Raw genomic sequence first — 24,565 nt, forward strand, 5'->3', positions numbered from 1 at the left:
CCCCCCCCTTCGCCGGACAGCATTCGTCCTGCGGACGATGCTGCCGGCTCCGACAGGCCCGATGCCACTCCCGGGGCGGCATCATCCGCGCCGTCCGAGACCTCTTCCTCCTCGCCGGCTGCTGTTGCTGCTGAGGCTTACCGCGAGGAGGAGAAGGCTGGGTCTGGGAATGTCTTGATTGGTTATGGGACTCCGGGCGGGCATGGGGTTGCCCGGCGGACCCGGGCTCCTAAGCGGGCCGGGATGGCTGAGGCTTCCAGCGGGGTATCGGCTGCCGATGACCTGGTGCTGATGCGCACCCGGGTGCCCGGGAAGCTGGGGGCGGTTATTTCTCCGCTGGTTCGCCGGATGGCGCGCGATCATGGGGTTGATTTGGGGGAACTCCAAGGGTCGGGAGCCAGCGGGCTCATCATGCGGCGCGATGTCGAGGCCGTCATCAAGCCGTCGCCGGTGGCTGAGCGCCCGACGGCGGAGCCTGCAGCGCCGGTTGCGGCTTCCGACACCGACGCGCGCACCGGGCTGGGCATTTCCGGACGTACAGCGGTCCGGGGCGTGCGGAAGGCGGTCGCGGCGAACATGACGCGCAGCCGCTCCGAGATCCCGGAAGCCACGGTGTGGGTCGACGTGGACGCCACGGCGCTCGTGGAGATGCGTGCCGCGCTGAAGAAGGCGGACCCGCACAACACCCCGGGTCTGCTGGCTTTCATCGCCCGGTTCGTCACGGCGGGGCTGAAGAAGTTCCCGGAGCTGAACACCCGGATCGTGACCACCGAGGATGCTGCGGGCGGGGTGATGCAGGAGATTGTGGCCTTCGACGGCGTCAACCTCGGTTTCGCGGCGCAGACCGACCGCGGACTGATGGTGCCGTCGGTGCGGAACGCGGACAAGCTCAGCGCCCGCGAACTGGACGCCGAGATCCGCCGTCTCACCGCCGTCGTGCGCGAGGGCAAGGCGACCCCGGCGGAATTGGGCAGCGGCACGTTCACGCTGAACAACTACGGCGTGTTCGGGGTTGACGGTTCCGCCGCGATCATCAACCACCCCGAAGTGGGGATCCTCGGCGTCGGGCGGATCATCGACAAGCCCTGGGTGGTCAACGGCGAGCTCGCGGTCCGCAAGGTCACCGAGCTGACGCTCACGTTCGACCACCGGGTGTGCGACGGCGGCGCGGCCGGCGGCTTCCTGCGCTACGTCGCGGACGCGATGGAGAACCCGGGGTCGGCGCTCGCGGACATGTGAGCACTGCCCGGTGATTTCCGGGTGAGGGCGGGACCGCACAGTCAGTTTTGTGCGGTCCCCGCCCTCTTTTCCGGCCGTGCGGAGAGCCACCGCGCCAGCCACGACGCCGGCAGGAGCAGCAGCCACACGAAGGGCGTGTAGGCGTTGAGGACGAACGCCGCCGGAATCGAGAACAGGAACACCAGCGCCACGGCCATGCGTGCGTAAAAGATGCGGCGGTGGACGTGGGCGGCCATCTCGCGGTCCATGAGCCCGGCGTGCTTCGCGTAGCCCCAGATGGTCGCCAGCATCAGATAGACCGCGGCAATGTTGGCGGCGTACAAAACGCTCGGCCACGGCGTGGGGTCGTCCCCGTAGTCGCTGAGGATCGACGTCGGCGCGGGCAGCATGGCAATGAAGAACAAAAGGGCCAGATTCAGCCAGGCCAGCTTCGCATTGAAGCGGCGGATGAGGGCAAAGTCGGAGTGGTGGGACATCCACGTCTCGGCGATGATGACAAAGGACAGGGCGTACGCCAGCAATTGCGGCCAGGCCGCAACCAAGGCGCTGTCCAGCTGCTCCGCGGGGATGCCCTCGGGCAGTTTCAGGTCCAGGGCCAGGAGGGTCAGGGCGATTGCGAAGACGGCATCGCTGAAGAACACCATCCGCTCCACGGAAGTGCCGGCATTCAACGGGAGCCACCCCCAATCGTTCGGTAGAGCAACTGGCTCATCGACGGAAGTAGCCCACAGGCTACACCGCGGCGCGGCCCAAGACGAGGGGCGTCCCGGCACATCCGCACCGGCACGGACGGGCATGCCCTCCGGGATTTGCCGGCCGACGCGGGTAGAATCGAGGCCTGTACAGGGCGCCAGCAGCCCCGCACCAACAACGCCGGAAAAGCGTCGGAATTACGGAGATTCAATGTCACGATGGCTCGAGGTCGGTCCGGACAACTACGTACTGACAACTCAAGGTTCCCTGCTCAACACGGGCCTGGTGGTCGGCACCGAGCGCGCCATGGTGATTGACACCGGCGGCGGCCCCCGGCAGGGCCGCGAGGTCCTGGCTGCCGTGCGGGAAAAGACCGGGCTGCCGCTGGTTGTGGTCAACACGCACGCCCACTACGACCACTTCTTCGGCAATGCCGTCTTCGCCGACGACGGCGTCACGGAATTTTGGGCGCACGAGAACTGCGCCGCGGAAATTGAGGAGAACGGCGACGAGCAGCGCCGGCTTGTGGCCTCGGCGGAACCCGAGATGGCGGCCGGTCAGGGCTCCGACGCTGAGTTGGTGGTTCCGAACGCCATCGTGAAGGACCAGCCGGTCCTGGTGGATCTTGGAGGACAGACCGCCACCTTGTTCTATCTGGGCCGCGGCCATACCGACGGCGACCTCCTGGTCGGCACCGCGAGCACCCTCTTCGCCGGTGACCTCGTCGAACAGGGTTCCCACCCGTCCTTCGAGGACTCGTTCCCGGAAGACTGGGCCGACGCTCTCCGGCACCTTTCCGCACTGCGGCACCGGTACGAATTCCTGGTTCCCGGCCACGGTGAGCCGTGCTCGGACCAGTTCGTCAAGACCATGGCCAACACCATGACCACCGCGGTGCGGCAGGCAATCCAGGCCACCCGGGAAACCCCGGACGACGCAACCAAAGCCATCCCGATCTTGCCGTACGGCCCCGAACAGTCGCGCTGGTTCATCAAGCGTCTGCAGGACACGCGGGCCCACCGCTAGGACCGGGATATTGGCAGTAATGGTAAGTGTGCTCATTACTGCCCCTAGACTTGTTCCTTGAACGATGTCAATCGAGCACTGCAGCGGTCTGCGCTGTGATCCCTGGGGGGAACGAACATGCCAGAACCGGTCGAAAACAAGACCGCCAACGCCCTCGCTGAAGCTGAAGCAGCTGCAGAGCAGGCCCAACTCCCACGTCGGAGAGACCGCCGCCGCGGCGACGACTCCGACGCCTGGACAGGAACCATGCCTATCATTTCGAGCAACCAGGCCGAACAGCGCCCGAGCGCCCCCAGCAGTTCCTGGGCGGAGGCCGCCGCTGCTGCCGACGCGCCAGCGCGCCCGCAGCCTGCAAAACCGTCCAAGGATCCTGTGCTGAAGCCGCCTGCCCCCGAGGCCGCTCCTGCCGTGCCGGCCCAGCCCACCCGTTCCACGCGTTCGGCCAGCAAGGCGGCGGCCCTGGCCGACGCCCCGCTGCCTGACTTCATCAGTTCCCCGGGTCTTTTTGTCCGCGAGCAGAAGCCCCGGCCCGTCGGCGGTTTCCGCGGGGCGCTCTACAACCTGACCGGCGGCGGGCTGAACCTGGGCCCGAGCGCCAGGCAGCGTGAGGAAGACGAGCTGGCCCGGCGCATCTCCCGCCAGCTCCAGGGCAGCTACAACACGGCCGTCCTGAGCCTCAAGGGCGGCATCGGCAAGACCTCCACGACGGTCGGCGTCGGCCTGACCCTGGCCGAATTCCGGGGCGATCCCCCGTGCGCCATCGACGCCAACCCCGATTCCGGCGACCTCGTCGAACGTGCCCTCGGCGAAGGGATCTACCAGCAGCAGAGCCCGCGCACCATCACGGACCTGCTCAAGAACATCGAGTCGGTCGATTCCCTCACCGCACTGGCCCGCTATATGCACCATGCCGGCAGGCTGCACCTCATCGCCGGCGAACAGGACCCCGAGGTATCGGATTCGCTGACGGCCGAGGAATACCTGCGGATCCGAAAGCTCATCTCCGCGTACTACTCCGTGGCGCTGATCGACTGCGGCACCGGTGTGACGCACAATGCCATGAGCGGCATCCTGCAGTCCGCGGACAACCTGATCATCGCGGCCGGTTATGCCGTCAGCGGCGCCAAACGGGCCCGCAGCACGCTGCACTGGCTGGCCAGCCACGGCTACGAAGACCTGGCCCGCAACGCCGTCGTGGTCATCACCGACAAAGACGAGGTCTCCACCCGGGTGGACAAGGACGCCATCGAGGAACACCTGTCCGGCATCTGCCGCCAGCTGATCGCGGTGCCGCACGACCGCGGAGTGGCCGACGGCGACCTCGTCACCCTTGACGTGCTTCGCCCCGAAACGCGGCGCGCCTACCGGGAGATCGCCGCGGCAATCGTCGACGGGTACATCTAAGCGCGACCTGCGGGCCTCCGCGGTACATTTGAGCATGGCCAACAACTACGTCGGGGACGACGCCGCCCGGCACCTCCAGGACCTGCTCATGGGGACCGACAACGTCGAGGACTTCCTCGGCCGCCTCGCGGAGTTCTCGGCCGCGACGCTGAGCCGCACGACTGGCGCCGAGATTGAGTGCGGCGTGACGCTGCAGCGCCGGAAGCGGACCATGACAGTCGCGGGCAGCAGCCCGCGGGCGGTCACCCTGGACCGCATTGAGCAGAGCCTCCGTGAAGGCCCCTGCATCGAGGCGCTGCGGACCAAGTCCGTGATCCTGCTGGCGGATGTCGACGCCGATCCCCGCTGGCCCGACTACCAGCGGCAGCTTGCCGCCAACGGGTGCCGCAGTACGCTGGGCGTTCCGCTGGAAATCGGCGACGACGCCGCCGCGGCCCTGAACTTCTTCGGGGCCGACACCGGGCTGTTCACTGAGGACATCATTGCGGAGGCCGCCGGATTCGCCGATCTCGCCGGCCGTGCCCTCCGGCTGGCCCTCCGGCTTGGAACTTTCCAGTCCCGGGCCGAAGATCTGCAGGCGGCCATGGAACACCGCACGTCCATCGACCTCGCGTGCGGCGTGATCATGGCCCAGAACCGCTGCTCCCAGGACGCGGCCATGGCCATCCTCACCAGGGTCTCCAGCAACCGGAACCAAAAGCTTCGGGAAGTCGCTGCGGAAGTGCTCCGGAACCTCACCAGCGAGGAAGTCCGGACCCACTTCGACGCGTAGGGCAGGGACGGCCGCGGTGGATGCCTAGGATGTAGGGGATGACCACCACACGCCTCGCCCCCTTCAGCCTCCGCAGCATCGCCGTACCCGCGTTCGGGCCGGCCCTCATGTTCAGCCTGGGCGAGGGCGCGATCCTTCCCGTGGTTGCCCTGTCCGCCCGTGATCTTGGCGCTTCCGTGCCAGGGGCTGCGCTGATCGTCACGCTGATTGGCCTCGGATCCTGGTTCTTCAACTTGCCGGCGTCACTGATCACCCTGAAATTCGGGGAACGCTGGGCCATCGTGGGGGCCGCAGCCGCCAGCGCGGTCGCCCTCGCCGCGGCGGCGGTCGCCCCGCTGTTTTCCGGCGGCCTCTGGGTGCTGGCGGCGGCGATGGTGGTGGTCGGCATGGCCGCCAGCGTCTTCAGCCTGGCCCGGCAGAAATACCTGACCGAGGCAGTGCCGGTCGTGCTCCGGGCGCGGGCCCTGTCCACCCTCGGCGGTGTCAACAGGATCGGGATCTTCATTGGCCCGTTCATCGGTGCCGCCGTGATGCAGTTTGCCGGCATCAGCGGGGCCTACTGGGCCGGCGTCGTGGCGATGGCCGCCGCGGCGGCCGTGTCCGTCACCATCCCCGATCTCGAGGCAAAGCCGCTTCCGGCCGACGGCGTTCCGGTTCAGCAGCCCACCCTGCGGAGAATCGCGGTGTCCCACGCCGGTGTCTTCCTGAGCGTGGGGGCCGGGGTCCTGCTGCTGAGCGGGCTGCGCGCCTCGCGCCAGGTGGTCATCCCGCTGTGGGCCGATCACCTGGGCCTGGACCCCACCCAGGCCTCCCTGATTTACGGGATCTCCGGCGCGATCGACATGCTGGTGTTCTATCCGGCAGGAAAACTGATGGACCGCAAGGGCAGGCAATGGGTGGCCGTGCCGTCCACGCTCGTCATGGGGACGGCCATGGTGCTGATCCCGCTCAGCACGGGCTTCGTCTCGCTCATGCTGGCGGCGCTCCTGATCGGCTTCGGCAACGGGATCAGCTCCGGCCTGAACATGACGCTCGGGGCCGACTTCTCGCCGGACAACGGCCGCGGCCAGTTCCTGGGCATCTGGCGCTTCATGGCAGATGCCGGCGCCACCGGCGGGCCCGTGCTGCTCTCAGCCGTCACCGCGGTTGCGACCCTGGGCGCCGGCGTGGCCGCGACCGGTGTGATCGGCTTCGCCGCGGCAGCCGTGTTCGCCGTGACCATTCCGCGGCTCAAGCACCGCCGGAATTACTGACCCAACGGCTCAAGCTCCGGGCCCAGGCCCAAGTAGCTGGCAGCACGGCCGTTCTGGGGTCCGAAACGTTCCCCGCGGCGACCCACTTAGGACCCATTTAGGGACGGGCTCCGTGCGGGTCCGTGCGGGGGGACTTTGGGCCGCCTTCCGGCGGCGACACCGGGTTTCGCCGGCGTGTCCGCCTCAAAGTGCCCCCGTTCCGCGCCCAGGTCAGGTCCGAGACGGGGAGCGCCGGCGAGGAAGTGCCTCGCGGGTTGCGCCGCTACCTGTCCCGCCGTCGTGCGTCCGGCTGCCGGGCGGCCAGGCCGAACAACCACACACCGGCCACCGTGGCGAGGTAGCCGGCAATGACGATCAGGGACGTACCCGCCCAGAAGTAGCTGGTGGTGCTGATCTCCTGCCCGCCCGGGCCGATGCTCAGCAGGGCGAAGGCCGCCACCCCGGCTGCGATAAGGCCGGTGAGCGCGGGGAGCACCACCCACAGCCTGGCGGAGGCCCAGTGTTCGTTGTAGCCGTTCCAGACGTTCCAGCTCTGGCCCCGGCGGATGATCAGCCAGCCGGCCGGGATCATGAAAGCCCCGACCACCAGGAAGGCCGCCACCACATCGGCGGGCCGGTGCCACTGGTTGATCAGCGTGGACACTCCCGTGGCGACGGCGAAGCTGCCGCCCAGATAGCCGGCCAGCGGCCGCCAGCGTGGCGAGACCATGAGGAACACGGCGGCCGCGGCCGAGGCCGCCATGGTGGTGTGGCCCGAGGGCAGCGAGTTCAGCTCCAGCGTCTCGACGCCGCGGTACGGCCGGACCGGGAGCAGGTCCTTCAGGATCTGCGTGGCCAGATTGGCGCCCACACACGCCGCAATCGCGATCCCGGCCGCAGACCAGCGGCGCCGCAGGATGGTGACGAAGGCGACCACAATCGATGCGATCGCCACAGAGAGCGCCGGCAGCCAGTCCAACAGCTTGGTTGCGGCCTTGCCCGCGGTGCCGCTGAGCGCCACAGCTTCCACGAGGGCCGACTCGTCAATGAACTGGCCAGTGGTGGTGCGGACAAAGAAGATGTACGTGGCGGCCAGCGCAGCGACGCAGGCAACCGTGGCCAGCACGAACAGGGCGGCCGTGACCTTGCCGGAGGACCACTGCGCCTGCGGATCCGGTGTTGCGCGAGGCCGAGTCCTGCGCTCCGGAGTTTGGGGCGGACTGGTCGGGAGGACTTGTGTGTCCGCGGCCTGTGTTTCCTGGGCCGGTATCTCCTGGACCTGAGTTTTCTGGAACTCTGTTTCGTAGACCGGGGCAGACGGGTCCCAGGGGGTGCGTTCCTGCCGAAAAGTCATGCCATTAAGAGTCCCACAGAACCCTGCGCGCCAGCTGAAGGACCCGGTGCGGCGAGGAGGGTAGTGCCCGCCAATTAACGAGTACTCACTACTCGTGCGCCGCCGGACCGGGATTCGTAGAGTCGTCTGTGTGCCGGCGCGGCTTGTCCCCGGCACTGCGCTCCTTGAGCGGGGCCGGCGGAGACGAGTTTCCTGGACCAGGGACTCACCCCCAGTCGACGCCGGCCCAATCAAGGACCCACGCCCGGCTCCCGGCACCGCGTGCCAGTGCCGCACGGCCCTGCATGGCATGCCGGGAAAGTTTCGCCGTACATTCGTCCCAGCACAGTTCCAGTACATTCGCCGTACACTCCCAGCCCGTGAACTCCCAGTACAGTGGCACCATGCCCGCCCTCCCCATGGACCCACCGGCACGTCTTGCCGCGCCCCTGCCCGGCCTCGACGAACTCCTGGCCGGTGCCCACGTGGTGAGCCTGCCGATGCGCGTGAAGTTCCGGGGCATCCTGCAGCGTGAGGCCCTGCTGCTTCGCGGGCCGCTGGGCTGGGGCGAATTCTGTCCCTTCCCCGAGTATGGCGACGCCGAGGCCTCCCGCTGGCTGACGGCCGCGATCGAGGCCGGCTGGGCCGGGTTCCCGGCGCCGTTGCGGGACAGCATCCCGGTCAACGCCACCGTCCCTGCCGTGCCGGCGCACCTGGTGCCCGAGGTCCTGGCCCGTTTTGGCCGGGTGGACGCGGTCAAAGTCAAGGTCGCCGAACGCGGCCAGAGCCTCGACGACGACGCCGCCCGGGTGGCGGCAGTCCGGGAGGCGTTGCCGGACGCCGCGATCAGGGTCGACGCGAACGGCGGGTGGGACGTGCCGGAGGCCGTCGCGGCACTCACGCGGCTCGCGGCCGTCGGGCTCGAATATGCCGAACAGCCCGTGCCGGAGATCGCGGGCCTCGCCGAGGTCCGGCGGCAACTCCGGGCCGCCGGCGTCCCCGTGCTGATCGCCGCGGATGAGAGCGTGCGCAAGGAGGACGACCCCCTCAAAGTGGCCCGGGCCGGCGCCGCGGACCTGATCGTGGTCAAAGTGGCCCCGCTCGGGGGAGTGCGGCGCGCCCTGCAGATCGTGGCGCAGGCCGGGCTGCCCGCCGTCGTGAGTTCGGCGCTGGACACCTCGGTGGGAATCCGGGCAGGGCTGGCCCTCGCTGCCGCCCTGCCCGAGCTGCCATACGCCTGCGGCCTCGGGACGGTGTCCCTGCTCGCCGCCGATGTCACGGAGGATTCGCTGGTTCCCGACGACGGCGCGATCGCCCTCCGCGACGTCCGCCCGGCGCCCGAGCTGCTGGCCGCACACGCCGCCTCGCCGGAACGCCGGGACTGGTGGCTGGACAGGCTGCGGCGCGTGCACGCGGTGCTCGCAGAGGCCACTCCTGCAACACCAGCCCCGTGAGTTCATCTCGACTTCACCTGGGAGAAGTCTCTCGGTAGATCGCGGCTGGAAGGGTGGGCGCGACCGCATCTCACTCCCATGGAAGGTCTCTCCATGTCTGTCTCCTCCGGACGCAAATTTTCCCTGCTCCCCATGCTTGGCCACACCAAGGGCAAGCGCAGCCCCGTCACGTGCGCGCTGAAGTGCGACAACGCCTGCTCGGGCGAGGTCTGCAACACCAGCTCCAACAGCTACTTCCGGGACATCGCCTCCGCCACGATGTCCCGCCGCGCCGCCCTGGGCTTCGGTGCCGCCGGCGCGCTCGCCGTCGTCCTCGGCAACGCGGTGACGTCCGCCGGAACCGCTGTCGCCGACGGCGGCCCGGGCCTCGCCGCCGCGGCCAAGGACGGGTTTGGAAAATCCAAGCTGCAGTTCACCGCCATCGCACCCGTCGACGCCAGCGTGGACAAACTCACCGTCCCCGCCGGGTTCACCTGGCAGCCGGTCATCCGCTGGGGCGACCCGCTCTTCAAGGACTCGCCGGCCTTCGACATCGAGCACCAGAGCGCCGCGGCGCAGGCCCGCCAGTTCGGCTACAACAACGACTACACGGACATCCTGCCGATCGAAGGGTCCAAGGACCGCCGGGCCGTGCTGTTCACCAACCACGAATACACCAACGAGAACATCATGGTGCCGGCCGGGTTCGACCCCGCCGAGACGCGCGCGATCGGCCGCGCCGCGCACGGACTCACGGTCGTGGAGCTGGAGCGCACGAACACGAATAAGCCCTGGAACTACGTCCGGGGCGCCGGACTGAACCGCCGTTTCCTGACCGACACCACCTACGAACTCGACGGTCCGGCCGCCGGATCCGCGCTCCTGAAGACCGCCGCCGATCCCTCCGGCCGGGCCATCAAGGGCACGCTGGGCAACTGCTCCGGCGGCACCACCCCGTGGGGCACCATCCTGTCCGGCGAGGAAAACTTCAACGGCTACTTCGCCGCGCCCGGAACCTCCGATGCCGACAAGCGCTACGGCCTGACCAGCAAGCCCACCGCCCGCCAGTGGGAACTGGATGACCCGCGCTTCGACACCCGCAACCCCGGATACCAGAACGAGGCCAACCGGTTCGGCTGGATCGTGGAAGTGGACCCGTTCGATCCCTCCTCCACGCCCCGCAAGCACTCCGCGATGGGCCGCTTCAAGCATGAGGGCGCCAACGTGATCGTCGCCAAGTCCGGCCACGTGGTGGCCTACATGGGCGACGACGAGCGCTTCGACTACCTGTACAAGTTCGTTTCATCCGGCACGTACCGCCCCGGCAAAACGGCGGAGGACCGCAGGAACAACCTCACGCTGCTCTCGGAGGGTGACCTGTACGTCGCCAAGTTCACCGGCAATTCCCCGGCCGACGGGTTCGACGGCGCGGGCAAGCTTCCGGCCGACGGGGCCTTCGACGGCGCAGGTGTTTGGCTGCCCCTTGTGGTGGGCGGACAGTCCAAGGTGGCCGGGATGTCGGTGGAAGAGGTGCTCGTGTACACCCGTCTCGCCGCCGACAAGGTGGGCCCCACCAAGATGGACCGCTGCGAGGACGTCCAGCCCAGCCTGCACACCGGCAAGGTCTACGTGGTCTGCACCAACAACGCGGACCGCGGCAAGCCCGGCAAGGAAGGGGCCACCGAGGTCAACCCCCGGACCCTCAACCGCGACGGCCACATCGTCGAAATCACCGAGACCGGGGACCAAACTTCAACCACGTTTGGCTGGAACCTGCTGATGGTCTGCGGCGACCCGGCCAAGAACTCCGCCGCCTACTTCGCCGGGTTCCCCGCCAGCCAGGTCTCGCCGATCTCCTGCCCGGACAACGTGGCCTTCGATTCCGTAGGCAACCTGTGGATCTCCACCGACGGCGCGCCCTCCAGCATCGGCTACGCCGACGGGCTCTTCAAGGTGACCCTGGACGGTGCCGAACGCGGCAAGGTGGAGCAGTTCCTCGCCGTCCCGCGCGACGCCGAGACCTGCGGCCCGGTCATCCACGATGACGAACGCACCGTCTTCGTTGCCGTTCAGCACCCGGGCGAGGAAGGCACCTTCGCCGAACAGCACTCGTACTTCCCGGACTACGTAGCCGCCGGCGCGACGCCGAAGCCCGGCCAGGTGCGCGCCCCGCGGCCGTCCGTGGTCCAGGTGTTCCGCACCGACGCCTAGCTCCCTCCCGCCAAAGCAACGCGGGGTCACTTCGCGCCCATTTTTGGTGCCCCGCATGGGCGCGATCTGACTCCGCGTTGCTTCGGGCGGTGGAAGGGGAGAAACCCGGGTAGGCCCGAACTGATAATTTGGGACTGTGAATAATCCGGCCGAATTGGTTGTCCCCAGAGTCCAGGCTGCAATTGCCACCGCGTTCGGCGAAGAGTTCCGGCAGACGGACCCGGTGGTCAGGCCCTCCCAGTTCGCGGACATCCAGATCAACGCCGCCATGGCCCTGGCCAAGAAAGCCGGCCTGCCGCCGCGCGAGGCCGCCGCCAAGATCGTCCAGGCCCTGAACCTGGACGGCATCTGCACCAGCGTGGAAATCTCCGGGCCCGGCTTCATCAACCTGAGCTTTGACGGCACCTGGATCGAGGAACTGCTCAATGCAGAGTCGGTCCAGGCCGCGTCCCCGGCCACGGCCGTCACGCCGGCCGCGACACCGCAGCGCGTCGTCGTCGACTATTCCTCCCCGAACGTCGCCAAGGAAATGCACGTCGGCCACCTGCGCACCACCGTGGTGGGTGACAGCCTCGTCAAGGTACTCGAAGCCCTCGGCGACACCGTGATCCGGCAGAACCACATCGGTGACTGGGGCACCCCGTTCGGGATGCTGATCGAACACTGGCTGGAGATCGGCGAGGACTCCCCGGAGGCGGCGCTGCTGGTGGAGGACCCCAGCGCGTTCTACCAGGCCGCCCGGGCCAAGTTCGATGCCTCCGCCACCGACGAGGACGGCTTCGCCACCCGGGCCCGGCTCCGCGTCGTTGCCCTGCAGGGCGGCGACCAGGAGACCTTCGCCGTCTGGCAGCGGCTGGTCGCCCAGTCCAAGCGCTACTTCAACGCCATCTACTCCACCCTCGGCATCAGCCTCACCGATGACCACATCGCCGGCGAAAGCTCCTACGACGCGCATCTGGCACAGCTGTGCCAGGAACTTGAAGAGCGCGGCCTGGCCCGGATCAGCGACGGCGCCCTGTGCACCTTCCCCGCCGGCTTTAGCGGCCGCGACGGGCAGCCGCTGCCGCTGATCATCCGCAAGTCCGACGGCGGCTACGGCTACGGCACCACGGACCTCGCCACCATCCGCTACCGGGTCCGCGACCTGGCGGCCAACCGGATCCTCTACGTCGTGGGCGCCCCGCAGAACGTCCACCTGCGCATGGTCATGGCCACCGCCCGGGACGCCGGCTGGCTCCCGGAGACGGTCGAGGCCGTGCATGTGCAGATCGGCAACGTGCTCGGCGAGGACGGTAAGATCCTCAAGTCCCGCTCCGGTGCCCCGGTGAAGCTCATGGCCCTGCTCGACGAGGCTGTGGACCGCGCCCGCGCCGTCATTGACGCGAGCCGGCCCGAGCTCAGCGAGGCGGAGCGCGCCGTGACCGCCCGCCAGGTGGGCATCGGCGCCGTCAAGTACGCCGACCTCTCTACCGGCCACGACACCGAGTACGTCTTCGACTTCGACCGCATGCTCGCCCTCAGCGGCAACACCGGACCCTACGTGCAGTATGCTGCCGCCCGCATCCGCTCCATCCTGCGCAAAGCCGGGGTGCTGGAGCAGATCACCGGCGAGGGCGGCACGCCAGGCGGCCCCGACGGCGGCACGCTGGCAGCCGGGGTGGGCGGGCCCGCCACGGCGATCGCCGTCGTCGAACCCGCAGAACGCGCGCTGGCCCTGCACCTGCTGGAGTTCGACGCGACCCTGAACAAGGTGCGGGACGCGCTGGAGCCGCACCGGCTCTGCGGCTACCTCTTTGAGCTCGCGCAGCTGTTCACCACCTTCTACGACCAGTGCCCGGTGCTCAAGGCCGAGGAATCCGTCCGGGACTCGCGGCTGGCCCTGTGCGCGCTGGCGCTGCGCCGCCTCTCCGGCGGCCTGGAGCTGCTGGGCATCGAAACGCCGGAGAACATGTGAGTCCGGCGGATTCCGCAGCCGGCTCCTCCACCCCCGGCGGCCTTACCGCGGTGGAGGCCGCGCGCATCGCCGTCGACACGTTGCTCGCCGCCGGTGTGCGCCAGGTGGTGGTGTCCCCGGGTTCACGCTCGGCGCCCATGGCCTACGCCCTGGCCGAGGCCGAATCCGCCGGACGGGTGGAGCTGCTGGTCCGGATCGACGAGCGGTCCGCCGGCTTCACGGCCCTCGGCCTGGCCCTGTCCGCCGGAGCCCCCGCCGCCGTCCTGACCACATCCGGGACCGCCGTCGGCAACCTCCTCCCGGCCATCATGGAGGCCAACCACGCCGCGGTGCCACTCGTGGTCATCTCCGCCGACCGGCCCGAGGAACTGCGGGGGACCGGCGCCAACCAGACCACCGTGCAGCTGGACCTCTTTGGCGACCACGTCCGCTTCGCCGTCGACGTGCCGGCGGGCAGCGATCCGCGGCGCGCCGTGGAAACGGCCCTCAGCGCCGCCACCGGAGCCTTCGAGGACGCCCCGCCCGGGCCGGTGCAGCTGAACCTTGCCTTCCGGGACCCGCTGGTCCCGGCCGTGGGCGACGGACTGCCCCCGGCGGCCGGACGCGGCATCTACCGGGCCGCCCGTAACCCCCTGGCCCTGGACTTTCCGGCCGCATCAACGGCCCTGCCGGAGCGCCGCACCGTGGTCCTGGCCGGGCACGACGCCGGTCCGGTCGCCGAGGCCTTCGCCCGCGCGCACGGCCTGCCGCTGCTGGCCGAACCGTCCTCCAACGCCCGCTTCGGCCCCAACGCGGTGGGGCCCTACCGGCTGCTGATCGAGCACTTCGGCGCGGACGCGGCACAGCCGATCGAACGTGTGGTCCTCTTCGGCAGGCCCACGCTCTCCCGGCCGGTGAGCGCGCTGCTGGAGCGGGCCGATGTCCCTTCGGCCCTCTACCAGCCCGTTCCGGTGGCCTGGTACGAACCCGGCCGCCGCACCGAACTGCCGCTGGAAACCCTGGCGGACCTGGCGGAATTCGCCGGCCGCGGACCTGCCGCGTGGCTCGATGCCTGGCTGCTGGCAGGAGCCGCCGCGCAGCACGCCGTGGACCTGATCCTGGCCGCATCCCCGGCCGCGACCGGCCCGTCGGTGGGCGCCGAGGTCTGGAAGCATGCCCGCGGGCAGCTGGTACTGGGCTCCTCGAACGGGATCCGCGACGTCGACCTTGCCGGGGCGCCGCCCGCGGAACCCCAGGCCACCATGTTCGCCAACCGGGGTCTGGCCGGGATCGACGGCACCACGTCCACCGCCACCGGGATCGCGCTTGGCGGCGGCCAGGAAACCACCGTGCTCATGGGGGATGTGACGTTCTTGCACGACGCCGGGGGACTCCTGCTCGGCGCCGGGGAGGCCGAACCGCAGCTGCGGATCGTGGTGCTGAATGACGCCGGCGGTGCCATCTTCGGGCTCCTGGAGCACGGCGCCGTTGCCGCGGCGGGGCGCTACGGCGACGCCGTCGAACGCCTCTTCGCCACCCCGCAGCGGGTGGGCCTCGCCGCGCTGGCCGCGGCATACGGCGTCGCGCACCGCAGGGTCGGCACGACGGCGGAACTCGCCGAGGCGCTGTCCGGCCCGCTAGAGGGCCGCAGCATCATCGAGGTGCGCACGGACCGGCACCGGCTCGGGGAACTGCACCGCGCCATCAGGGCCGCGGTGGCCACGGCAGTGGAAGGCCTCCCGCAGACTTAACTGCGGTGCGCTGGGCGCGACGACCCGCTGTTGGTGCGGGGACGCGCATTCGGCACTAGGACGCCCGGATGTGCGCATCTGGCGGCCGGACGCGGGTCCGCGGTCTGGATCCGTGTCCGCGTGGTCCGGATACGGTTGTCCACATGGGCGCGGGTGCGGGGTGCGCGCAGTCCCGGTCCCTGAGAGGCTCGGTGCATGACGGACCTTCCCCGACTAGTGTTGGCCAAGGACCTGGCGTTAATCGGCGCCAGTTCCCGCCCGCTATCTGCCGCTGCCAAGTCCGGACGCCTCCTCAGGCTCCGCCACGGAGTCTACGTGGAACGGGACCTGTGGACGAACCTCAACTTCTGGCAGCAATACAGGCTGCAGGTTGAAGCCGCTGCCGAGTCTCTCCAGTCGCCCACGATCTTCTCGCACCACTCCGGGGCCTCCGTCTGGGGGATACCTACCATCCTGAAGGATCAGCCGGTCCATGCACTGACCACCTTCCGGGGCGGAGGCAGGTCCCGCGCCGGGGTTCGGAGGCACCTGGTGGAGCCTGCCATGGCAGAGGCCCAGGAAATTGACGGACTCCTCGTCACATCCCGGATGGCCACAGTGCTGGACCTTGCGGCCTTCGTTCCTTTCGCCGAGGCCGTCGTACGGCTGGATCATGTGCTCAAGCCAGACGCCGTTCGCGGTCTGGCGGCCTTCACCAAGGCCGAACTCCTGGACGCGTTGCCGGGACGCTATCCGTTGGCTGTAGAAAGGAGGGTGCGTGCGGTGGTGGCGTTTGCGGATTCCGCCTCCGGCTCGCCGGGGGAATCCTACAGCCGGGGAGTGATCCATGTGTCCGGCTTTGCTCCGCCCGAGTTGCAGTACGAGGTTCGCAATTCAACCGGACGCGTGGCCTATTCGGACTTCTATTGGGAAGGTAGCCGCACTGTGGGCGAATTCGACGGTGTCGCCAAGTATCAGCGTGACGAATTTCTCCGAGGGAGAACGCCCGGGCAAGTCGTGGTGGATGAAAAAATACGCGAGGACCGGATCCGGGCGACGGGCAGAAACGTCGTCCGCTGGACGTGGGCCGTCCTTTGGAAACCCTGTGCCCTGGAAGAGTTGCTGTCGCAGGCCGGCGTGCCGCGCCGTCGTCGGCCTGCGTCGGGACAGTGAAATGTTGCCGTGACACGGAAGCGGTCCGGGGTCATCCATATCTGAATGTCCCCGGACCGCAAGCGTGTCTTCAGGTATTCTGCGCGTCTTCAGACGACTTCAGGCTCGAACTACAGCACCCGGCTGAGGAACTCCTTGGTGCGGGGGTGCTGGGGATTGGCCAGGACCTCCCGCGGGTCGCCCGACTCCACCACGACGCCGCCGTCCATGAAGGTCAGGCGGTCGCCGACCTCCCGGGCAAAGCCGATCTCGTGGGTCACCACGATCATGGTCATGCCGGACTTGGCGAGGTCCTTCATCACGTTCAGGACATCGCCCACGAGCTCCGGGTCGAGCGCGGACGTGGGCTCATCGAACAGCATGAGCTCGGGATCCATGGCCAGGGCCCGGGCAATCGCAACGCGCTGCTGCTGGCCGCCGGAGAGCTGGTTCGGGTAGTGTCCGGCACGGTCGCCGAGGCCCACCCGGTCCAGTAGCTCCAGGGCCCGTTTCCGCGCCACGGTCTTTGACTGGCCCTTGACCTGGACCGGGGCCTCCATGATGTTCTGCATCGCGGTCTTGTGCGGGAACAGGTTGAAGCGCTGGAAGACCATGCCGATCTCGCGGCGCTGGGCGGCGATTTCCTTGGTCTTCAGGTCATGGAGCCTGCCCTTGACCTCGCGGTAACCGATCAGGTCGCCGCCCACCGAAATGCGCCCGGCACTGATGGTCTCCAGCAGGTTCACGCAGCGCAGCATGGTGGACTTGCCCGAACCGGACGGGCCGATCACAACCGACACCTCGCCCTGGTTGACGGTCAGGTCGATGCCGCGCAGCACGTGGTGCGTGCCGTAGTACTTGTGAAGGCCCTCGATCTTGACCAGTGGCTGCTCTGTGGTGATCGTCATTTCGCCTCCTCCTCGGGGAAGTCCATCTTGAGGTCCGGCTCGGCCTCGGCGCTGGGGGCCACCGCTCCGGACGCCTTGGCGGCGGCGGGGTTGATCGCTGCCGGAACCCGGTTGTCCACGCCCTTGCCGTAGTGCGCCTCAATGAAGTGCTGGCCCACCATCAGGATGCTGGTGATGACGAGGTACCAGAAAGCGGCGACAATCAGGAGCGGAATGGGAAGATAAATTCGGTTGGCCAGGGCGTTCGTCGCGAAGGTCAGGTCCAAGGTGAACGGCACGGCCAGGACCAGGGACGTGGTCTTCAGCATGCCGATGGTTTCGTTGCCGGTGGGCGGTACGATGACGCGCATGGCCTGCGGCAGGATGATCCGCCGCATGATCTTGCCCTTTGTCATGCCGAGGGCCTCGGCAGCCTCACTTTGGCCCTGGTCCACGGACTTCAGGCCGGCCCGGAAAATCTCTGCGAGATACGCGGACTCATTGAGGCCCAGGCCCAGGATGGCCGGGATCAGGCCATGGGTGGGGTCCGAGGTCACCCAGGTGAAGGTTGCCGGACCAAACGGGATTCCGAGGACGATCGTCGGATACAGAACAGTGGCCAGCCCCCAGAACAGCAGCTGGGTGTAGATCGGCGTGCCGCGGAAGAACCAGACCCACGTCCAGCTGGACCAGCGGAACACAGGGTTGTCGGACTGCCGCATGAAGGCAAGCAGGATGGCCAGGACAATAGCCAGGACCATGGAGGCAAACGTCAGGAACAGGGTCCAGACGACGCCCTGGACCACCTTGGTGTCCAGGATGTAGGTGCCGACGACGTCCCAGCGGAAGTTGGGGTTCGTGAAGAGGCTCTGCAGGAAGGCAAGCAGGAAGCCGACGATGATGATGGCGCTGATCCAGCGGCCGGGGTGCCGCACCGGTACTGCATTGTTCAGTACCGGTGCTGCGTGGCTGTCCTGATGGCTGTCCATCTCTGCACCTGCTGCGGATCCGGTTGTGGGGAGGCTCAAGACGCGACCGTCGGGTTGACCTCGGACTTGGTGATGGCGCCGTCGGTGACGCCCCAGCCCTCAAGGATCTTCTTGTAGGTACCGTCTTCCATCAGCTTGGTCATGGTCTTCTGGACGACGTCGGCCAGGGCCGTGTCCGACTTGGCGACGGCGATGCCCTGGGGAGCGGAATCGTAGACATCGCCGAGCTTCTCGAGCTGGCCGTTGGTCTGGGTCAGTGCGTAGCCGATGATGGGGGAGTCAGCGGCCATTGCATCGATGCTGCCATTGACCAGTCGGGTGGTGATGTCCGTCTGGGTCTTGAGCGTCACGATGTTGATGGGCTGCTTGCCCTCGGCAGTGCACTTCTTGTTGCGGTCCGAGAGGTCCGGATCTTCCTGGATGGTGCCGGTCTGCACGCCGATGGACTTGCCGCACAGGTCATCGAGGGAAATCTTCTTGGGGTTGCCCTTCTGAACGGCCCAGCCGGTACCTGCCTGGTAGTAGCTGACCATGTTCACCGCGGCAAGCCGCTCCGGGTTGATCGTGAAGGAGGAGACACCGAGGTCGTACTTCGGGCCGAGGGCCGGAAGGATGCCGGTGAATTCGGCCGTCTGGACCTGGACCTTCAGGCCCAGCGCGGCGCCGATCGCCTTGGCGATGTCGACGTCGTAGCCCACGGGGGTCTGGCCGTCGGTGCCGAGGAATTCCGCGGGGGCGTAGGAGGTATCCGAGCCCACGGTCAGGGTGCCCTTTGACTTGATCGCCTCGGGCAACGTGGCCGCCAGGGCATCGTCCTTCTGGACCGTGCTGGGGTCAAAGCTGGCCGCGGCACTGCCCGAAGCGGAAGCCGCGCCGGAGGGGCCGGTCTCGGAGGCGTTCGTGCAGGCCGTCAAGGCCAATGCGCCGACGGCGAGCACCGTGGCGACCTTCAGTGCGGGGTTGCTCAGGAGCGAACGGGAGATCTGCATTTTCTTACCTTTTTGTTGCAGGAGGGATGCGTATTCAAGTCGATTTAAAAAGTGTATCGCCGAACAAGAGATGTGCGTCACAGAAAACTAAGTTTCACTATTGGATAACTAAACCAGACCCGAATGCAATATCTTCAACGCCCAATCTGTCTGTGATCCCGGATTCCTGCCCGTTCGCCAGGTCCCGCGGTCAAAAGGTTCGGCGGCCGATTCACCGGCAGGGCCCGCGCCGCCCGCCGCGCGGGCTAGCTGCTGATGCCGAGCGACTCCAGCATGGGACGGAACTTGGCCCACGTCTCGGCGAGCTCGGTCTCGGGAACCGAGCCATCCACCACGCCGCAGCCCGCATAGAGCCGGACCGTGTGCGGGGATTCGATGACGGCGCCGCGCAGGGCGATGCCCCACTCGCCATTGCCGGCCGCGTCGAGCCAGCCGACCGGCCCGGCGTACGGGCCGCGGTCCAGGTGCTCGAGCTTGCGGATGAGTGCCCCGGCCACGGTGGTGGGGGTGCCGCAGACGGCGGCGGTGGGATGCAGTGCGTTGATCAGGGCCAGGCACGTGGGGACGTGGCCTTCCACCTCGGCCAGTTCAGCTTTGACGTCCGACGCCAAATGCCACACATTGGGCAGTTCGAGGATGAACGGCTCGCTGTGGGCGTTCATGGCCTCGGAAAACGGCGCCAGCTGCGTGGTCAGGGACTGGATCGCGATGTCGTGTTCGTGCCGCTGCTTCTCGGAGCCAGCCAGGACCCGTTCGGCGAATTCCAGCGGCGAGCCTGCCATGCCGTCGGCGTCGCGGCGGTCCAGTGTGCCGGCCAGGACGCGGGCCTGCGCGGTGCGGCCCTCCACCTGGATCAGCATTTCCGGTGTGGCCCCCACCAGCCCGTCCACCCCGTATGTCCAGCATTCGCGGTACCGGGCGGACAGTTCGCGCAGCACCTGGGCGGCATTGACGCCGGTGGGGACGGTGGCCACGACGTCCCGGGCCAGCACCAGCTTCTCCAGGGCGCCGGTCCGGATCTCTTCGACGCCCGCGGCCACAGCGGCCATCCAGTCTTCCTCGCTGAGCGAGCCGGTGTGCAACGTTGCCCCTGCGGCCAAAGGCAAGGGACGCACGACGGCGGCACCCGCCTGCGCGGCTGCCGGCGCCGGGTCGTCCACTACGGTCATTTGGGCGCCGGGACTGGCGCTGGCGCTGGCTTGGGCACCGGGATTGGCGCCGGGGCCCGGATTGGCACCGGCCCCTGGATTGACCCCGGGGTTGACCCCGGGATTGGCGCTGGCACTGTGAAGCCAGCGGTCCAGAGCGGCGCGGGCGCCCGCTTCGGTGAGTTCGCCGTCGTCGAACGTGAGCTGGGTCAGCCAGGCGCGGCCGTCACGGAGCCCCACAACGATTTCCGGGACCAGTAGCCGGGACTCATGGGCGGAAGCCTTGGAGAAGGCGAAGGAGCCGAAGGCGACCGGGCCGGTGCCGGGGCAGCCCACGGCGTCCTGGATGTCTGCCTCCAGGACCTGGTGGCGCCACCAGATGTCCGCCTCCAGGAACCGCTCGGGGCCGGTGGCGGTGAAACGGGCGATCTCGCCGAAGCCCACGAGCCCGGCCTCGCGGCGGGTCCAGCAGAGGACATCGTCCCGGACCAGAAACGACGGCAGGCCCCCGGGGAAAGTTTCGGCATCGAGGGGGACTGTCAAGGTGCGGAACGTGCTCGTCATGATGGCATAACACTAGCCCGTGATCGCCCGTTGGGTGGATATACACGTGTCGGCAGGGGCTGCGCGGGGCCCACGCGGCCGTTGCCGCAGGTGAAAGCCGCGTCAATTGGCGGTCCGTTCGTGGGAGAGCCGATCATTTGAGACAATGTCAGGGTGAACCGAGCATCCTTGGATAAGCGTCCGGACGAAGTAGCCACGATGTTTGACGACGTCGCCCCCAAATACGACGTCGTCAACGATGTCCTGTCCTTGGGGCAGACGCGGCGTTGGCGCAAGGTGGTGGTGGAGGCCATGGGCGTATCGGCCGGCCAGCGCGTCCTGGACCTCGCCGCCGGCACCGGCACGTCCAGCGAGCCGTACGCCGACGCGGGCATCAACGTCATCGCCTGCGATTTCTCCCTTGGCATGCTCAAGGTCGGCAAGCGCCGCCGGCCGGACATCGACTTCATCGCCGGGGACGCGACGCGCCTGCCGTTCGCGGACAACACCTTTGATGCCAGCACGATCTCCTTTGGCCTGCGCAACGTCAACGAGCCGAAGAAGGCCCTGGCCGAAATGCTGCGGGTCACCAAGCCCGGCGGCCGGCTGGTCATCGCGGAATTCTCCCAGCCTGTGGTGCCGCTGTGGCGCACCATGTACACCGAATACCTCATGCGGGCCCTGCCGGCCATCGCCGTCAAGGTCTCGTCCAACCCCGACGCCTACGTCTACCTTGCCGAATCCATCCGCGCGTGGCCGGACCAGGACCACCTCGCGGCGTGGCTGCAGGAGGCTGGCTGGGAATCCGTCACCTACCGCAACCTCAGCGGTGGCATCGTCGCCGTCCACCGGGCCCAGAAACCGCTGGCCGGCTCCGCAACTGGCCCTGCCGCGGGCGCGACAGCGCTGGCCGCCCACACCGGACCGGTGGCCAAGCTGCGCCGCAACATCACCCGGCCCGGCCGGTAGCCGATACCTGCTGTGAATGTACTGATCGTCGGGGCGGGCCCGGCCGGATCCACTGCCGCCTACTACCTTGCCAAAGCCGGCATTGACGTCACCGTGCTGGAGAAAACCAGCTTTCCCCGCGAGAAGGTCTGCGGCGACGGGCTCACCCCGCGCGCGGTCCGCGAGATCCAGAAGCTGGGACTCGCCCATCCCGAAACCGAGGGCTGGCGGCGGAACAAGGGCCTGCGCCTGATCGCCGGCGGCCGCACGATCGAACTGCCCTGGCCGGAGGTGGCCGACTTCCCGCAGTACGGGCTGATCCGGACCCGGCTCGGCTTCGACGAACAGCTCGCCCGCCACGCCCAGTCCGCGGGCGCCCTCGTGCTGGAACGCCACAGCGTCACCGAGGCGCTGCGCTCCGAGGACGGCCGGGTGACCGGCGTCCGCGCCGCGCTGCTGGATAACTCCGGGCGCAAGACCGGCGAAACGCGCGACTTCAGCGCCGACGTCGTCCTCGCGGCGGACGGCAACTCGACGCGCACCGCCGTCTCGCTGGGCATCCACAAGCGCGATGACCGGCCGCTCGGCGTGGCCGTGCGGACCTACTTCACCTCACCGCGGCACGATGACGACTGGATGGAAGGCTGGCTCGAGCTTCCTGGCCGCGACGGCAAACTCCTGCCCGGCTACGGCTGGGTGTTCGGCGTCGGCGACGGCACTTCCAACGTGGGCCTGGGCATCCTGAACTCCTCCAAGGAGTTCGGCAAGCTGGACTACAAGCAGGTGCTGCGTGAATGGACCGCCGGCATGCCCGCCGACTGGGGCTTCACCCCGGACAACCAGGTGGGCGAGATCCGCGGCGCCGCGCTGCCCATGGGCTTCAACCGCACCCCGCACTACTCTCCGGGCCTGCTGCTCCTCGGCGACGCCGGCGGCATGGTCTCCCCGTTCAACGGCGAGGGCATCTCCTACGCCATGGAGTCCGCCCGCTTCGCGGCCGAATTCATCGCCGACGCCGCTGCCCGGTCCGCTTCGGCCGGCTGGAGCTCGGCCCACACCGACGCGCACCTGGCCCGGTACGCCGACTACGTGCGGCAGCAGTGGGGCTCCCACTTCACACTGGGCCGGGCGTTCGCCGCCCTGATCGGCAAGCCCGCCGTCATGAAACTGGCCCTCCGGACCGGCATGCCCGTCCCCGTGCTCATGCGTTTCGTGGTGCGGATGCTGGCCAACCTCACCGATCCTGCCGCCAAGGGCTTCGAGGACCGGGTCATCCGGGTCCTGGAATCCCTGGTTCCCGCCACGTCCAACAAGGCCGCACCCACCACGGACGGCGCTCCGAACTCCGGCACCAACTCCGCGGTTTCCGCAACAAAAGTTAGGGTTAACCCGTGACCAACTCTGCAGACCAAAGCTGGACGCACGCCGGACACGGCTTGCCGAGCTCTGAACCCGACCTCAACACCACGGCGATCGCCACGGGCCTCCAGCTGCCGGCAGGCTTCTCGGCGATCGCGGGCGACCCCGAGCTGGGCCCCGCGCTTACCACCAATCTGGCCCGCGTGGAGAAGAGGCTGCGCGAAGCCATTGCCAACTCGGATCCCCTGGCTGACGCAACGTCGCGTCACCTCGTGGAAGCCGGCGGCAAGCGCATCCGCCCGCTGTTGACCCTGCTGTGCGCCCACCTGGGCGACGCCTCCCTGCCCGCAGTGGTGCAGGCCGCCGTCGTCGTCGAACTGACCCACCTCGCCACCCTCTACCACGACGACGTCATGGACTCCGCGCCGTTCCGCCGCGGGGCGCCGACGGCGCACGAAGTTTGGGGCAACTCGGTCGCGGTCCTGACCGGTGACCTCATCTTTGCGCGCGCCTCCATCCTGGTCTCGGAGCTCGGGTCCCGTGCGCTTGGCATCCAGGCACGCACCTTCGAACGGCTCTGCCTGGGCCAGCTGCACGAGACCGTGGGACCGCGCCCGGACGAGGACCCCTTGGCGCACTACCTGTCCGTCATCGCGGACAAGACGGGCTCGCTCGTGGCCGCCTCCGGGCAGCTTGGGGCCATCTTCTCCGGCGCCGACGAAGCCTACGAGCCCATCCTGGTCCAGTATGGCGAGAAGGTGGGCGTGGCCTTCCAGCTCGCCGACGACGTCATCGACGTCACCGGGATCAAGGTCAAGTCCGGCAAGTCGCCGGGGACCGACCTGCGCGAAGGCGTCCCCACCCTGCCCGTGCTGCTGCTGCGCAACGCGGCCCGCGACGGGGACCAGGGCGCCGTCGAACTGCTGACGCTGATCGACGGCGATCTCAGCTCGGATGAGGCCCTGGCCGCCGCCGTGGCCGGACTCCGGGAACATCCTGTCACCGCACAGTCCTGGGTGGTGGCACGCGCCTGGGCCGATGAGGCCATTGCCGCCCTTGCCCCGCTGCCCGAAGGCGTCGTGAAGGCCTCGCTGACCAGCTTCGCCCACGCGGTAGTGGACCGCAGCAGCTGAGCCTCCCGGCCTCCGGCGTAGTCCGGCCCGCCGCGTAGCCGCCCTCCGGCCTGGCCGGCCTCCGGCTTAAACGGAATGGCCCCGGTTCCTCACAACGTTCGAGTCTTCCGTTGTGCCGAACCGGGGCCATTTCTCCGTTCGCATCAGATCCACCGGAGGCATTTGGTGAACCCAAGAAAGAGCTTATGACAAGTTTGTAATGCTGTCCAGTAGTTTTGTAATTTCGTTTGTCACGGGTTTCGCCGGGGTCTTGGTGAACGCCCTCCGGGGGCCACTTTGCCGCGCTGCGGGCTGCTTCCCAGCTGTTTCCTCGGCGTGTTGGCGTCAAAGTGCCCCACCGCGGCACTGGGTGTCCGGCCGAGGTTTTCCACATGGCCCAACCTGAGTGGGCCCGAAGGATCCCGGGCCGGG

Annotated in this window: 19 protein-coding genes; 13 read left to right on the forward strand and 6 right to left on the reverse strand. The window is 68.3% G+C overall.

All coding sequences use genetic code 11. The features are described 5' to 3' along the window. Positions 1 to 1,239 (forward strand): dihydrolipoamide acetyltransferase family protein (locus AC1DZQ_RS10265; protein ID WP_476963433.1); only part of this gene is annotated, 1,239 nt, incomplete at its 5' end. Between the two features lie 41 nt (positions 1,240 to 1,280). Here the strand turns inward: AC1DZQ_RS10265 and AC1DZQ_RS10270 are convergent. Further along, positions 1,281 to 1,910: a TMEM175 family protein gene (locus tag AC1DZQ_RS10270; RefSeq protein ID WP_476963434.1), complete on the reverse strand. Its 630-nt coding sequence runs from the start codon at positions 1,908 to 1,910 to the stop codon at positions 1,281 to 1,283. A gap of 232 nt (positions 1,911 to 2,142) precedes the next feature. Between AC1DZQ_RS10270 and AC1DZQ_RS10275 the strand changes: the two genes are divergently transcribed. The 4 genes from AC1DZQ_RS10275 to AC1DZQ_RS10290 all read left to right on the forward strand — a co-directional run bounded on the left by AC1DZQ_RS10275 (position 2,143) and on the right by AC1DZQ_RS10290 (position 6,387). Beyond that, the gene (locus AC1DZQ_RS10275; protein WP_476963435.1) at positions 2,143 to 2,958 is read left to right on the forward strand and encodes an MBL fold metallo-hydrolase; all 816 of its coding nucleotides are present in this window, start codon (positions 2,143 to 2,145) and stop codon (positions 2,956 to 2,958) included. A 246-nt stretch (positions 2,959 to 3,204) separates the two neighbouring features. Then, entirely contained in the window at positions 3,205 to 4,362 is a 1,158-nt protein-coding gene (locus AC1DZQ_RS10280) for a MinD/ParA family ATP-binding protein (protein ID WP_476963436.1), read from the forward strand. Between the two features lie 34 nt (positions 4,363 to 4,396). Further along, positions 4,397 to 5,134, forward strand: a complete 738-nt coding sequence (locus AC1DZQ_RS10285) for a GAF and ANTAR domain-containing protein (protein WP_476963437.1) — start codon at positions 4,397 to 4,399, stop codon at positions 5,132 to 5,134. A gap of 38 nt (positions 5,135 to 5,172) precedes the next feature. Beyond that, a complete protein-coding gene (locus AC1DZQ_RS10290; protein WP_476963438.1) occupies positions 5,173 to 6,387 on the forward strand; it encodes an MFS transporter in 1,215 nt (404 codons plus the stop codon). 262 nt (positions 6,388 to 6,649) lie between these two features. Here AC1DZQ_RS10290 and AC1DZQ_RS10295 read toward each other — a convergent pair whose 3' ends face one another. Next, positions 6,650 to 7,720, reverse strand: a complete 1,071-nt coding sequence (locus AC1DZQ_RS10295; RefSeq protein WP_476963439.1) for a phosphatase PAP2 family protein — start codon at positions 7,718 to 7,720, stop codon at positions 6,650 to 6,652. A gap of 383 nt (positions 7,721 to 8,103) precedes the next feature. Here AC1DZQ_RS10295 and AC1DZQ_RS10300 point away from each other — a divergent pair, with 383 nt between their 5' ends. From AC1DZQ_RS10300 to AC1DZQ_RS10320, 5 genes are all read left to right on the forward strand, one after another. Continuing rightward, the gene (locus tag AC1DZQ_RS10300; RefSeq protein ID WP_476963440.1) at positions 8,104 to 9,153 is read left to right on the forward strand and encodes an o-succinylbenzoate synthase; all 1,050 of its coding nucleotides are present in this window, start codon (positions 8,104 to 8,106) and stop codon (positions 9,151 to 9,153) included. 93 nt (positions 9,154 to 9,246) lie between these two features. After that, complete coding sequence (locus AC1DZQ_RS10305; RefSeq protein WP_476963441.1) at positions 9,247 to 11,343, forward strand: PhoX family protein; 2,097 nt, start codon at positions 9,247 to 9,249, stop codon at positions 11,341 to 11,343. Positions 11,344 to 11,479: 136 nt separating this feature from the next. Continuing rightward, positions 11,480 to 13,297 (forward strand): arginine--tRNA ligase, encoded by a 1,818-nt coding sequence (argS, locus tag AC1DZQ_RS10310; protein WP_476963442.1) that lies wholly within the window; start codon positions 11,480 to 11,482, stop codon positions 13,295 to 13,297. Next, on the forward strand, positions 13,294 to 15,027 hold the full coding sequence (menD, locus tag AC1DZQ_RS10315) for a 2-succinyl-5-enolpyruvyl-6-hydroxy-3-cyclohexene-1-carboxylic-acid synthase (RefSeq protein ID WP_476963443.1): 1,734 nt from the start codon (positions 13,294 to 13,296) through the stop codon (positions 15,025 to 15,027). The genes argS and menD overlap by 4 nt, the downstream gene beginning before the upstream one ends. Before the next feature lie 543 nt (positions 15,028 to 15,570). Continuing rightward, on the forward strand, positions 15,571 to 16,179 hold the full coding sequence (locus AC1DZQ_RS10320) for a hypothetical protein (protein ID WP_476963444.1): 609 nt from the start codon (positions 15,571 to 15,573) through the stop codon (positions 16,177 to 16,179). Between the two features lie 110 nt (positions 16,180 to 16,289). Here AC1DZQ_RS10320 and AC1DZQ_RS10325 read toward each other — a convergent pair whose 3' ends face one another. The 4 genes from AC1DZQ_RS10325 to AC1DZQ_RS10340 all read right to left on the reverse strand — a co-directional run bounded on the left by AC1DZQ_RS10325 (position 16,290) and on the right by AC1DZQ_RS10340 (position 20,735). Beyond that, the gene (locus AC1DZQ_RS10325) at positions 16,290 to 17,066 is read right to left on the reverse strand and encodes an amino acid ABC transporter ATP-binding protein (RefSeq protein WP_476963445.1); all 777 of its coding nucleotides are present in this window, start codon (positions 17,064 to 17,066) and stop codon (positions 16,290 to 16,292) included. Then, the gene (locus tag AC1DZQ_RS10330; protein WP_476963446.1) at positions 17,063 to 18,034 is read right to left on the reverse strand and encodes an amino acid ABC transporter permease; all 972 of its coding nucleotides are present in this window, start codon (positions 18,032 to 18,034) and stop codon (positions 17,063 to 17,065) included. The genes AC1DZQ_RS10325 and AC1DZQ_RS10330 overlap by 4 nt, the downstream gene beginning before the upstream one ends. A 35-nt stretch (positions 18,035 to 18,069) precedes the next feature. Beyond that, positions 18,070 to 19,023, reverse strand: coding sequence for an ABC transporter substrate-binding protein (locus AC1DZQ_RS10335; RefSeq protein WP_476963447.1), 954 nt, complete (start codon positions 19,021 to 19,023; stop codon positions 18,070 to 18,072). Between the two features lie 245 nt (positions 19,024 to 19,268). Beyond that, complete coding sequence (locus AC1DZQ_RS10340) at positions 19,269 to 20,735, reverse strand: isochorismate synthase (protein ID WP_476963448.1); 1,467 nt, start codon at positions 20,733 to 20,735, stop codon at positions 19,269 to 19,271. Positions 20,736 to 20,888: 153 nt separating this feature from the next. Between AC1DZQ_RS10340 and AC1DZQ_RS10345 the strand changes: the two genes are divergently transcribed. Genes AC1DZQ_RS10345 through AC1DZQ_RS10355 form a run of 3 tightly spaced genes read left to right on the forward strand, consistent with a single transcriptional unit; the run spans position 20,889 to position 24,154 of the window. Continuing rightward, complete coding sequence (locus AC1DZQ_RS10345) at positions 20,889 to 21,683, forward strand: demethylmenaquinone methyltransferase (protein WP_476963449.1); 795 nt, start codon at positions 20,889 to 20,891, stop codon at positions 21,681 to 21,683. A gap of 12 nt (positions 21,684 to 21,695) precedes the next feature. Next, positions 21,696 to 23,057 (forward strand): geranylgeranyl reductase family protein, encoded by a 1,362-nt coding sequence (locus tag AC1DZQ_RS10350; protein ID WP_476963450.1) that lies wholly within the window; start codon positions 21,696 to 21,698, stop codon positions 23,055 to 23,057. Further along, on the forward strand, positions 23,054 to 24,154 hold the full coding sequence (locus tag AC1DZQ_RS10355; RefSeq protein ID WP_476963451.1) for a polyprenyl synthetase family protein: 1,101 nt from the start codon (positions 23,054 to 23,056) through the stop codon (positions 24,152 to 24,154). The genes AC1DZQ_RS10350 and AC1DZQ_RS10355 overlap by 4 nt, the downstream gene beginning before the upstream one ends. Positions 24,155 to 24,565 lie beyond the last annotated feature (411 nt).

The organism is Arthrobacter sp. P1_C12_2, assembly GCF_056406415.1.